Here is an 11,767-nt window from a genome sequence, read left to right on the forward strand (position 1 = left end):
CGCTACGTGAGTCCCAACGGCTCCGACCGCTCGCCGCGGCGCACGATGCGGCGGAAGCTGCCTCAGGCGCTGGCACTGGGCCTCGTCATCGCGACCGCCACCGGCTGCTCGGCCAACGACCTCCCCAGGCTTGGCCTCCCGAGCCCCGTCACCGAGGAAGGGCCGCTGGTCCTCCACATGTGGCAGGGGTCCTGGATCGCGGCGCTGGTGGTCGGCGTACTGATGTGGGGTCTGATCATCTGGAGCGTGATCTTCCACCGGCGCAGCCGCACCGGCGTGCAGATCCCTCCGCAGACCCGGTACAACGTGCCCATCGAGGCGCTCTACACCGCGGTCCCCATCATCATCGTGTCGGTGCTCTTCTACTTCGTCGCCCGCGACGAGTCGAGGCTGATCTCCGTCTCCGAGAAGCCGCAGCACACGGTCAACGTGGTCGGCTTCCAGTGGAGCTGGGCGTTCAACTACGAGAACACCGAGCACCCCGACCCGGCCAACAAGGACGCCGCGTACGACGTGGGCACCCCCAAGGAGGTGCCGACCCTGTACCTGCCGGTCAACGAGTCGGTCAAGTTCGTCCTCACCTCGCGTGACGTCATCCACGACTTCTGGCCCGTCAACTTCCTGATGAAGATGGATGTCGTGCCGGGCGTGGTGAACCAGTTCGAGGTCACCCCGAACGTCAAGGGCGAGTACATGGGCAAGTGCGCCGAGCTCTGCGGCGCCGACCACTCGCGCATGCTCTTCAACGTGAAGGTCGTCGACCGCGCCGAGTACGACAAGCACCTGGCGGACCTCCGGGCCAAGGGCCAGACCGGCGCGGTGCCGTCCGGCATCACGACCATGGGAAGTGAAGAGAAGTGACCATCCTCAACGAGCCCGCCGCGGCCGGCGGGGGCGCCGGGGCCGTCACGGTCGGGGCGCAGCGGACCCGGAAGCCGGGTTCGACCATCATCAAGTGGCTGACCACCACTGACCACAAGACGATCGGCACGCTCTACCTGGGCACGTCGTTCGCCTTCTTCCTGATCGGTGGCATCCTCGCCCTGGTCATGCGTGCCGAGCTGGCTCGTCCCGGGACCCAGATCCTGTCGAACGAGCAGTTCAACCAGGCGTTCACGATGCACGGCACGATCATGCTCCTGATGTTCGCGACGCCGCTCTTCGCCGGCTTCGCGAACTGGATCATGCCGCTCCAGATCGGCGCCCCGGACGTGGCGTTCCCGCGTCTGAACATGTTCGCGTACTGGCTGTACCTGTTCGGCTCGACCATCGCGGTGGCCGGCTTCGTCACCCCGCAGGGTGCGGCCGACTTCGGCTGGTTCGCCTACTCCCCGCTGTCGGACGCCGTCCGCTCGCCGGGCATCGGCGCCGACATGTGGATCATGGGCCTGGCCTTCTCCGGCTTCGGCACCATCCTCGGTGCGGTCAACTTCATCACCACCATCATCTGCATGCGCGCGCCCGGCATGACGATGTTCCGGATGTCGATCTTCGTCTGGAACGTCCTGCTGACCGCCGTGCTGGTCCTGCTGGCCTTCCCGGTCCTGGCCGCCGCGCTGTTCGCCCTGGAGGCGGACCGTAAATTCGGGGCACACGTCTTCGATCCGGCCAACGGCGGGGCGTTGCTCTGGCAGCACCTCTTCTGGTTCTTCGGCCACCCCGAGGTGTACATCATCGCGCTGCCGTTCTTCGGCATCGTGTCGGAGATCATCCCGGTCTTCAGCCGCAAGCCGATGTTCGGCTACTCCGGCCTGATCGCGGCCACCATCGCGATCGCCGGTCTGTCCGTGACGGTGTGGGCCCACCACATGTACGTCACCGGCCAGGTGCTGCTGCCGTTCTTCTCCTTCATGACCTTCCTGATCGCGGTCCCGACCGGTGTGAAGTTCTTCAACTGGGTCGGCACCATGTGGAAGGGCTCGCTGAGCTTCGAGACCCCGATGCTCTGGACGGTCGGCTTCCTGGTCACCTTCCTCTTCGGTGGTCTGACGGGCGTTCTGCTCGCCTCCCCGCCGATCGACTTCCACGTCTCGGACTCGTACTTCGTCGTCGCCCACTTCCACTACGTGGTCTTCGGCACGGTCGTCTTCGCGATGTTCGCCGGCTTCCACTTCTGGTGGCCGAAGATGACCGGCAAGATGCTGGACGAGCGCCTCGGCAAGATGACCTTCTGGACGCTCTTCATCGGCTTCCACACCACCTTCCTGGTGCAGCACTGGCTCGGTGCGGAGGGCATGCCCCGCCGCTACGCCGACTACCTGGCCGCCGACGGCTTCACCACGCTGAACACCGTCTCGACCATCGGCTCGTTCCTGCTCGGCCTGTCGATCCTGCCGTTCCTCTACAACGTCTGGAAGACGGCCAAGTACGGCGAGAAGGTCGAGGTGGACGACCCGTGGGGCTACGGCCGCTCGCTGGAGTGGGCGACCTCCTGCCCGCCGCCGCGGCACAACTTCCTCACGCTGCCCCGGATCCGCTCCGAATCCCCGGCCTTCGACCTCCACCACCCGGAGATCGCGGCGCTGGACTACCTGGAGAACCACGGTGAGCCGGCCAAGCACCTCGCCGGTGTGACCCCGGCCAAGTACGACGCCCCGCAGCTGGGCAAGGGCAAGAAGGAGGGCGACGCCTGATGAAGGAACAGGGCAAGATCTTCCTGGGCCTCGCGGTCTTCACGCTCGCGATGGCGATCACCTACGGCGTCTGGACCAACCACTCCGACCTCGGGGTGGAGGCCGCCGGTACCACCGCGCTGTTCCTCGCCTTCGCCCTCTGCGCCTTCATCGGGTACTACCTCGCCTTCACCGCCCGCCGGGTGGACAGTGGCGCGGGTGACAACCCCGAGGCCGAGGTCGCGGACGACTCCGGCGAGCAGGGCTTCTTCGCCCCGCACAGCTGGCAGCCGCTCTCGCTGGCGATCGGTGGTGCGCTCGCCTTCATGGGCGTGATCTTCGGTTGGTGGCTGCTCTACTGGTCGATCCCGATCATCGTGATCGGCCTGTTCGGCTGGGTCTTCGAGTTCTACCGGGGCGAGAACCAGAACCAGTAGGCCTCCCCCTCGCACAGGGCCGGACATTCCGCACGGGATGTCCGGCCCTTTTGCGTCCCCGGAGTGACGGCCTCACCCTCATGGTCCAACGGGGGGTCGCCCGGATGTCGCTCCTCCGCTCTCCGTTCCTACGATCTGATCAATCGTGCGACCCCTCGGAGGCGGTCATGGCCGACAGGCGCGGTATCGCAGGTATCGGCACCATTTCGCTGGCTCTCGCAGTGCTGGCTCCGCTGGCCGCCTGCTCGTCCGGTGGTGAGGACGACGCCTCGGGCGGCGTCCACCGGGTGAACGTGGCCCCACTGGTCCACGTGTCGGCCGAGGGAACGGTGGATCCGTCCCAGCCCGTCACGGTGACCGCCGTCCCGGGCAGCCGGCTCACCGACGTCACGGTGGTCGGCCCGGACGGCCGGGTGGTGGCCGGGCAGCTCTCGGCGGACCAGCTCAGCTGGCAGACCACCGGGCGACTGAAGGCGGCCACCGCCTACACCGTCCGGATCGCCGCCGACGACGGCAAGGGCGGCCGCGGCGACACCACGGCCGGGTTCAGCACGCTGGCCGGACAGCGGCTGCTCACCGCCAAGCTCGGCCCGGACTCCTCCGGCACCGGCCTCTACGGGGTCGGCCAGCCGCTCACCGTCCAGCTCTCCGAGGCGGTGAAGGACCCGCAGGCCCGCCAGGAGGTCGAGCGCGCCCTCGGCGTCACCTCGCAGCCCGCCGTCACCGGCGCCTGGTACTGGGTGGACGACAAGAACCTGCACTTCCGGCCGGCGGAGTACTGGCCGACCGGCACCACCGTCAGCCTCGTCTTCGACGGCACCGGCAGCCGGATCGCGGACGGCCTCTACGGGGGCGACCGCTCCGCGCTCTCGCTGCGGATCGGTGAGCGGGTGGAGTCGGTGGTGGACGCCGCCGCCCACGAGCTGACTCTGACCCGCGGTGGCGAGGTCGTCCGGACCATACCCGTGACCACCGGCAAGCCCGGCTTCGACACCCGCAACGGCGTCAAGGTGGTGCTCGGTCAGGAGCGCCAGGTGCGGATGAGCGGCGAGACGATCGGCATAGCCGCCGGCAGCTCGGAGGCCTACGACCTGAACGTCGAATGGGCCACCCGGGTGACCTGGAGCGGTGAGTACGTGCACGCCGCCCCCTGGTCGGTGGGCTCGCAGGGCGTGGCGAACGTCAGCCACGGCTGTACCGGCATGAGTACCGAGAACGCGAAGTGGTTCTACCAGAACACCCGGGTCGGCGACCTGGTCACGGTGGTCAACAGCCAGGGTCCGAGCATGGAGCCGTTCGGCAACGGCTTCGGGGACTGGAACATCTCCTGGACCGACTGGGTCAAGCACAGCGCCCTCGGACAGCCCCTCAGCACCACGCCGCCGGCCTCCCGGGCCCCCGCCACCGGGATGATCCGCCCGGAGATCTGACACCCCCTCCCGGCCCCCGGGGCCCTCCGGGCCCCGGCCGTCCCTCCCGCCCCGCCGGGGCCCGCTCAGCCCTCCTGGTCGGGTCCCCGGTCGGCCAGCCGCAGCGCGGTCGCCACGGCCGCCAGGGCGTCCGCCGCCGGCACCCCGAGCCGCCGGACCCGCTCGGCGTACTCGGTGGCCGCGGCCGCGGCCAGCCGGTGCGCGGTGTCACCGGTCGCGGCGATCAGGGTGCCGCGCCGCCCGTGCGTCTCCACCACCCCGTCCGCCTCCAGCTCGCGGTAGGCCCGGGCCACCGTCCCGGCGGCCAGTCCGAGCCGCTCGGCCAGGGCCCGGACGGTGGGCAGCCGCAGCCCGGTCGGCAGTTCGCCGGTGCGGGCCTGCTCGGCGATCTGCTCCCGGATCTGCTCGTACGGGGGAGTGGCGGCGGCGGGGTCGACGGACAGCTCCACGGGGGCTCCTGACGGTGGGACGCGCGGTGGGACGTGCGGACGGCGAAAGCCCGAGGGCCGCCGACCAGGAAGAACTCTGGTCAGCGGCCCTCGGGGGTGACGCGGGAGTGTGTACGGGATCAGTGGTGGCCGTGGCCGCTGGTGATCTCGTGGTGCTCCTCGGCGGTGGGCTTGGGGATCTGGCTGCCCTCGCCGAAGTAACCGCGGGAGACCTTGGCCCGGGTACGGGTGAGGATGCCGGCCTTGCGGGCCACGCCGTTCTCGTCCGTCTGGGCCGGCAGCTCGAACGGCTGCTGCTGCTCGTGCGCGGTGAGCTTGTGCAGCTCGCCCTGCGGCAGCTGCGCGTGCACCTCGATGAACTCGCCGTGCGGCAGGCGCTTGATGACGCCCGTCTCGCGGCCGTGCAGCACCTTCTCCTTGTCCCGGCGCTGGAGGCCGAGGCACCAGCGCTTGGTGATGATGAAGGTGAGGACCGGAATCACGAAGAAGCCGACCCGGACGAAGTACGTGACGTCGTTGAGCGACAGGTGCAGGTGGGTGGCGAACAGGTCGTTGCCACCGGCCACCAGCAGCACCAGGTACAGGCTGATCCAGGCGGCACCCAGCGCGGTACGGACCGGGGCGTTGCGCGGGCGGTCCAGGATGTGGTGCTCGCGCTTGTCGCCGGTGACCCAGCCCTCGATGAACGGGTAGGCCGCGATGGAGACCAGGACCAGCGGGAAGACCACCATCAGCGGGATGAACACACCCAGGTTCAGGGTGTGGCCCCAGAGGCCGATCTCCCAGCCCGGCATGATGCGGATCAGGCCCTCGGAGAAGCCCATGTACCAGTCCGGCTGGGCGTCCGTGGACACCTGGTCGGGGCGGTACGGGCCGTACGCCCAGATCGGGTTGATCGAGGCGACCGCGGAGATGACCGCGATCAGACCGAAGACGAGGAAGAAGAAGCCACCGGCCTTGGCCATGTAGACCGGCATCAGCGGCATGCCGACGACGTTCTTCTCGGTCTTGCCCGGGCCCGCCCACTGGGTGTGCTTGTGGTAGAAGACCAGGATCAGGTGCGCGACCAGCAGGCCGAGCATGATGCCCGGGATCAGCAGGACGTGGATGGTGAAGAACCGCGGCACGATGTCGTGGCCGGGGAACTCGCCCCCGAACAGGAACATCTGGATGTAGGTGCCGATCAGCGGGGTCGCCAGGACGGCGCCCTCCATGAACCGGATGCCGGTACCGGAGAGCAGGTCGTCGGGCAGCGAGTAGCCGAAGAAGCCGTCGAACATGCCCAGGACCAGCAGCAGGAAGCCGAAGACCCAGTTGATCTCACGCGGCTTGCGGAACGCGCCGGTGAAGAACACGCGCAGCATGTGCACGAGCATCGCGGCCACGAAGACCAGCGCGGCCCAGTGGTGGATCTGGCGGACCAGCAGACCGCCGCGGACCTCGAAGCTGATGTCCACCGTCGACGCGTACGCCTCGGACATCGGGATGCCCTTGAGCGGGACGTACGAGCCGTCGTAGATGACCTCGCCCATGCTGGGCTTGAAGAACAGCGTCAGGTAGACACCCGTCAGGATGATGATGACGAAGGTGTACAGGCAGATCTCGCCCAGCATGAAGGACCAGTGGTCCGGGAAGATCTTCCGCAGGTTGGCCTTGGCGAGGGAGTAGATCCCCAGCCGGCCGTCCGTCCAGTCAGCAGCCTGCTCCCACTTGTTGGCGGGCTTGGCACGCGTGCTGCCGGCGGGCTTGGCGGCACCGGAGGTGGTGCTGCTCGCGCTACTCATCGAGCACGCTCCCAGTAGCTCGGGCCGACGGGCTCGTCGAAGTCGCCGGTGGCGATCAGGAAGCCCTTCTCATCAGTGGTGATCTTCAGCTGCGGCAGCGGGTGGCCGGCCGGGCCGAAGATGACGCGCGCGCCGTCCGCCAGGTCGAAGGTCGACTGGTGGCAGGGGCAGAGCGCGTGGTGGGTCTGCTGCTCGTACAGGCTGATCGGGCAGCCGACGTGGGTGCAGATCTTGGAGTAGGCGAGGATGCCCTCGAAGCCCTTCTCCCGGGACTCGCTGTCCTTGATGTCCTCCGGTGCGATGCGCACCAGCATCAGGGCGTCCTTGGCGATCTGCTGCTGGAAGTCCTCGTCGTGCGTGCTCAGACCCTCCGGCATGGCGAAGGTCAGCGAGCCGACGATGAGGTCCTCGGCCTTCATCGGCAGGTTGGTGTTCATGTTGATGAGCTGCAGCGGCTTGGCATCGGTGGCCTCGCGCCAGCCGGTGTGCTCCAGCTTGTCCTCGGGCAGCGGCCCCAGGTCGCGCAGCAGCACCACGCCGGAGAGCGGCACCAGCGCCATCGAACCGATGAGGGTGTTGCGGATCATCTTGCGGCGGCCGAAGCCGGACTCGGCGGCGCCGGTCCTGAACTGCTCGATGACGTCCGCGCGGACCTCGTCGTCGGCCTCGATCGGGTGGCGCTCGGCCGGGATCTCGTGGTCCGACATCAGCGTGCGGGCCCAGTGGACCGCGCCCGCGCCGATGCAGAACAGCGCGACGCCGAGCGTCATCCCCAGCGCGAAGTTCAGCGCGCTGATGTGGCCCAGCGGCCAGATGAAGACGATCTTGTCCGGGTCGATGGCCACGTAGGAGGCGATGAAGCCCACGGTGGCGAGCATCGAGACCACGAACATCAGCGAGACCTGACGCTCGGCCCGCTTGGCGGCCCGCTCGTCGATGTCGGTGCGACGCGGTTCGTGGGCCGGCAGGCCCGGGTCGGCGAACGGATCGCCGTGGGCGGCCACCTCGTGGTGCCCGGCGGAGCCGTGCGACTCCGGGAGCTTCTCTTCTGACATGTCGTGGCTCATGACTTCTTGGCCTTGGTGGTGTGGGCGGCGACCCAGATCGCGACCGCGATGAGCGTGCCGAGACCGAAGATCCAGCCGAACAGACCCTCGGTCACCGGACCGAGGCTGCCGAGCGTGAGACCGCCGGGGTTGGGCTCATCGTTGGTGGTGTGGCGGACGAAGGCCACGATCTGCTTCTTCTGCTCCTCGGGCATGGTGGTGTCCGGGAACGACGGCATGTTCTGCGGGCCGGTCTGCATGGCCTCGTAGATGTGCTTGGCGTCCACACCCTCCAGCGACGGGGCGTACTTGCCCTTGGTCAGGGCACCGCCCTGACCGGCGAAGTTGTGGCACTGGGCGCAGTTGGTGCGGAACAGCTCGCCACCCTTGGAGAGGTCCTCCGGGTTGGTCGAGGTGTACTGCTCCTCGGTCGGGATCACCGGGCCGGGGCCGAGCGAAGCCACGAAGGCGGCGAGCTGGTCGATCTCCGCCTGCGAGTAGATGTTCTTCTTGCTCGGCACCTGGGCGCCCGGCTGCTGGGCCGGCATGCGGCCGGTGCCGACCTGGAAGTCGACCGCGGCGGAGCCGACGCCGACCAGGCTGGGACCGTCGCTGCTGCCCTGGCCGTTCAGGCCGTGGCAGGAGGAGCAGCCCACGGCGAAGAGCTTCTTGCCCTCATCGATCGCGAGCGACTGCGCGGCGACGTCGGCCTGCGCCTTGTCGGCGGGCGCGAACGCGGCGTACAGCCCCCCGGTTGCCGCCAGGGCGAGAAGTAGGACGACCAGCGCCGCCAATGGGTGGCGCCGTCGTGCGGAGAGCTTTTTCACGGAATAACCCCGGTGTCAGGATCTGGTCGACTGGTGGGTGCACCCGGCGGCCGGTCTGGCCGGCACGAGGCGGCCTGTCTAAGGGCTGCGCGCGCGGTCGGTCGGTTGGGAGCGTAGGCACCGGCAAATCGGGCCGTCGCCGGTGAGGGCGGGACCCGGAGCCGGTGGCCAGCGACCTGATCAGCTGGTTACTTGATCAGGTAGATGGTCGCGAACAGGCCGATCCACACGACGTCGACGAAGTGCCAGTAGTACGACACCACGATGGCGGCGGTGGCCTGCTCGTGCGTGAAGCGCTTGGCTGCGTACGTCCGTCCGAGGACCAGCAGGAAGGCGATCAGACCACCCGTCACGTGCATACCGTGGAAGCCGGTGGTCAGGTAGAACACCGTGCCGTACGGGTCGGAGGACAGCGAGAGGCCGTCCGTCTTGACCAGCTCGGTGTACTCGAAGATCTGGCCGCCGATGAAGATCGCGCCCATCACGAAGGTGATGACGAACCACGAGCGGAGCTTCTTCACGTCCCCGCGCTCGGCAGCGAACACGCCGAGCTGACAGGTGAGTGAGGAGAGCACCAGGATCGTGGTGTTGACCGAGGAGAAGGGCACGTTGAGGGCGTGCGCCTTCTCGCTCCAGAACTCGGCTCCCTTGACGGAGCGGAGCGTGAAGTACATCGCGAAGAGGGCCGCGAAGAACATCAACTCGGAACTGAGCCAGACGATCGTTCCGACGCTGACCATGTTCGGCCGGTTGACCGATCCGTGCGCGTGCCCGGTTTCTACTGCTGTTGCTGTCGCCACGACGGACATTATGTCGGTCCCTTATTCCGTCTTCACGCCGGGGGGTCTCCCTCGGAGTGTCCGGTGCGTGCGGTATGCCCCGGTGACGGCCGCCCAGGGGTCCGGACGGCGGCTGAGCAGCGGCGTGTCCCATTTCTGACGGTTCCTCGAAGGCGTCTTCGACCCTGATGCCCGGCGTGTCGCTCCACCCCTTCGGGGACGGCCGGGAGTAAGGGGCCGGCCGTCGCGTCGGCCGTACGGGTGGACCGCGCCGCCGGGGGTGACGGGCTGTCCTCCGAGCGGGTGAGTCATGGGCGCGGCGGCTTGAGAAGGATCGCGCGGGAGTGGCTCGGCGGGCGGTGATCGGGAGTAGCATCCGGGTTGAGGCGAACGTGGTCCGGATCACACTTGAGGGAGCAGGGCCCATGGCGGACACCACCGACGAGACGCTGACCGTTCTCGTCTACAGCCACGACCGCAACACCCGCGAGCAGGTGCTGACGGCCCTCGGCCGCCGGCCCGCCGAGGATCTGCCGGAGCTGACCCACCTGGAGTGCGCGACCACCCCCGCGGTGCTGAAGGCACTGGAGAAGGGGGGCGTGGACCTCTGCGTGCTGGACGGCGAGGCGGTGCCGGCCGGTGGCCTGGGGCTCGCCCGGCAGTTGAAGGACGAGATCTACGGCTGCCCGCCGCTGCTGGTGCTGATCGGCCGGCCGCAGGACTCCTGGCTGGCCGCCTGGAGCCGGGCCGATGCCGCCATCTCCCGCCCGGTCGACCCGGTGGCGCTGGCCGAGGCGGCCGCCACCCTGCTCCGGGCCCGGCTGGCCAAGCGGGCGCCGGCCGCCCGGTAGCGGGGCGCGTCTCAGTACGAGAGAAGTGAAGGCCGCGGCGGGGCGGTGGCGTCCCGCCGCTCGATAGGCTGACTCCATCCTTACGGAGATCCCCTCGGGGAACCGACAAGAGCTGGAGTCAGCCATGGTGAACGTGAACCCTGCGAACGGCGGCAAGGACCCCGTGCAGGTGGTCCGCACCTGGCCGGACATCCTCTCGGCGCTGCTGCGGGGCGAGGACCTGAGCCGGGCGGACACCGCCTGGGCGATGGACCGGATCATGAGCGGCGAGGCGTCCGCGGTACAGATGGCGGGCTTCATGGTCGCCCTGCGGGCCAAGGGCGAGACGGTCGACGAGATCGTCGGCCTGGTGGACTCGATGTACGCGCACGCCGAACCGCTCTCCATCCCCGGCCCGGCGGTGGACATCGTGGGCACCGGCGGCGACCGGGCGAGGACCGTCAACATCTCGACCATGTCGGCGATCGTCGCGGCCGCGGCCGGCGCCAAGGTGGTCAAGCACGGCAACCGGGCCGCCTCCTCGGCGAGCGGCTCCTCGGACGTGCTGGAGAAGCTCGGCGTCAATCTGGACCTCTCGGCCCGACGGGTCGCCGAGGTCGCCGAGGAGGTCGGCCTGACCTTCTGCTTCGCGGCCAGGTTCCACCCCGCGATGCGGCACACCGCCCCGGCCCGCAGCGGCCTCGGGGTACCCACCGCGTTCAACACCCTCGGCCCGCTGACCAACCCGGCCAAGGTGACCGCGCACGCGATCGGCTGCTTCGACACCCGGCTGGCGTCCCTGATCGCCGGGGTGCTGGCCCGGCGCGGATCGACCGCGCTGGTCTTCCGCGGTGACGACGGCCTGGACGAGCTGACCATCACCACCACCTCGCGGGTCTGGATCGTGCGCGACGGCGAGGTCACCGAGACCTCGTTCGACCCCCGCGAGGTCGGCATCGAGCTGACCGGCATCGAGGCGCTGCGCGGTGGGGACCCGGCCTTCAACGCGGACGTCGCGCGCCGGCTGCTGGCCGGGGAGCGCGGGCCGGTACGGGACGCCGTCCTGATGAACACGGCGACGGCACTGGTGGCGCTGGACCTCACCGACGCACCGCTCGCCGAGCAGCTGGCGGCCGGGATGGAGCGCGCCGCGGCGGCCATCGACTCGGGCGCCGCCCAGGACCTGCTGCGACGCTGGTCGGAGGCCACCACCAAGGCGTGAAGCGGCAGTTGAGGCCCGCGGGGACACTCTCTCCGCGGGCCTCCGTGCGCCCCCGGGTCGCAGAACGCCAGCGCATCACCGCCCGAGGCCGGAGGGACCCGAGCCCGTCCCGCCCGTCCAGAGTCCGGCCCGAACGGAGCGGGCGACGGACCGGTCCGGATGGTGGACCCCTGTTTGACCACCCGGCGGGCGCGACCTAGAGTCTTCGCCAGGTCATGAGTGACAGCGTCAAGCCCCAGCTTGCTGTCCGGCAACCCTCCGTCCGTGGCGGGGTGCCCTGGGTGAGGACCGGGTCTCGCGGCAATCCGTCCGCGCGACAAGCGCGGACGCCGGTGACACGTACTCCCGGGG

The 11,767-nt window shown here is 69.2% G+C and carries 11 protein-coding genes and 1 riboswitch; of the genes, 6 read left to right on the plus strand and 5 right to left on the minus strand.

The window, feature by feature from the left end; all coding sequences use genetic code 11:
* Positions 1-6 precede the first annotated feature (6 nt).
* The 4 genes from coxB to AB0J08_RS06870 all read left to right on the plus strand — a co-directional run bounded on the left by coxB (position 7) and on the right by AB0J08_RS06870 (position 4,479).
* The gene (gene coxB / locus AB0J08_RS06855) at positions 7-861 is read left to right on the plus strand and encodes a cytochrome c oxidase subunit II (RefSeq protein WP_360628024.1); all 855 of its coding nucleotides are present in this window, start codon (positions 7-9) and stop codon (positions 859-861) included.
* 86 nt (positions 862-947) lie between these two features.
* Entirely contained in the window at positions 948-2,633 is a 1,686-nt protein-coding gene (gene ctaD, locus AB0J08_RS06860; protein WP_360628271.1) for a cytochrome c oxidase subunit I, read from the plus strand.
* On the plus strand, positions 2,633-3,049 hold the full coding sequence (locus AB0J08_RS06865; RefSeq protein WP_360628027.1) for a cytochrome c oxidase subunit 4: 417 nt from the start codon (positions 2,633-2,635) through the stop codon (positions 3,047-3,049). Before ctaD ends, AB0J08_RS06865 begins: the two co-directional genes overlap by 1 nt.
* A 167-nt stretch (positions 3,050-3,216) precedes the next feature.
* Positions 3,217-4,479, plus strand: coding sequence for an Ig-like domain-containing protein (locus AB0J08_RS06870; RefSeq protein WP_360628030.1), 1,263 nt, complete (start codon positions 3,217-3,219; stop codon positions 4,477-4,479).
* A 65-nt stretch (positions 4,480-4,544) separates the two neighbouring features.
* Here AB0J08_RS06870 and AB0J08_RS06875 read toward each other — a convergent pair whose 3' ends face one another.
* The 5 genes from AB0J08_RS06875 to AB0J08_RS06895 all read right to left on the minus strand — a co-directional run bounded on the left by AB0J08_RS06875 (position 4,545) and on the right by AB0J08_RS06895 (position 9,394).
* Positions 4,545-4,928, minus strand: coding sequence for a GntR family transcriptional regulator (locus AB0J08_RS06875; RefSeq protein ID WP_360628033.1), 384 nt, complete (start codon positions 4,926-4,928; stop codon positions 4,545-4,547).
* 119 nt (positions 4,929-5,047) lie between these two features.
* The gene (locus tag AB0J08_RS06880; protein WP_360628036.1) at positions 5,048-6,712 is read right to left on the minus strand and encodes a ubiquinol-cytochrome c reductase cytochrome b subunit; all 1,665 of its coding nucleotides are present in this window, start codon (positions 6,710-6,712) and stop codon (positions 5,048-5,050) included.
* Positions 6,709-7,767: a Rieske 2Fe-2S domain-containing protein gene (locus AB0J08_RS06885; RefSeq protein ID WP_360628039.1), complete on the minus strand. Its 1,059-nt coding sequence runs from the start codon at positions 7,765-7,767 to the stop codon at positions 6,709-6,711. Before AB0J08_RS06885 ends, AB0J08_RS06880 begins: the two co-directional genes overlap by 4 nt.
* 8 nt (positions 7,768-7,775) lie before the next feature.
* Positions 7,776-8,585, minus strand: a complete 810-nt coding sequence (locus AB0J08_RS06890) for a c-type cytochrome (RefSeq protein ID WP_360628042.1) — start codon at positions 8,583-8,585, stop codon at positions 7,776-7,778.
* 188 nt (positions 8,586-8,773) lie between these two features.
* A complete protein-coding gene (locus AB0J08_RS06895) occupies positions 8,774-9,394 on the minus strand; it encodes a heme-copper oxidase subunit III (protein WP_360628045.1) in 621 nt (206 codons plus the stop codon).
* Between the two features lie 395 nt (positions 9,395-9,789).
* On the opposite strand from AB0J08_RS06895, the gene AB0J08_RS06900 reads away from it, so the two are divergent.
* Together AB0J08_RS06900 and trpD are read left to right on the plus strand one after the other, a co-directional pair.
* Entirely contained in the window at positions 9,790-10,215 is a 426-nt protein-coding gene (locus AB0J08_RS06900; RefSeq protein ID WP_360628048.1) for a hypothetical protein, read from the plus strand.
* A gap of 124 nt (positions 10,216-10,339) precedes the next feature.
* Positions 10,340-11,416, plus strand: a complete 1,077-nt coding sequence (trpD, locus tag AB0J08_RS06905) for an anthranilate phosphoribosyltransferase (protein WP_360628051.1) — start codon at positions 10,340-10,342, stop codon at positions 11,414-11,416.
* Between the two features lie 211 nt (positions 11,417-11,627).
* A riboswitch (SAM riboswitch) is annotated at positions 11,628-11,745 on the plus strand.
* Positions 11,746-11,767: the final 22 nt, after the last annotated feature.

This window comes from Kitasatospora sp. NPDC050463 (assembly GCF_040655255.1).
Lineage (GTDB): Bacteria > Actinomycetota > Actinomycetes > Streptomycetales > Streptomycetaceae > Kitasatospora.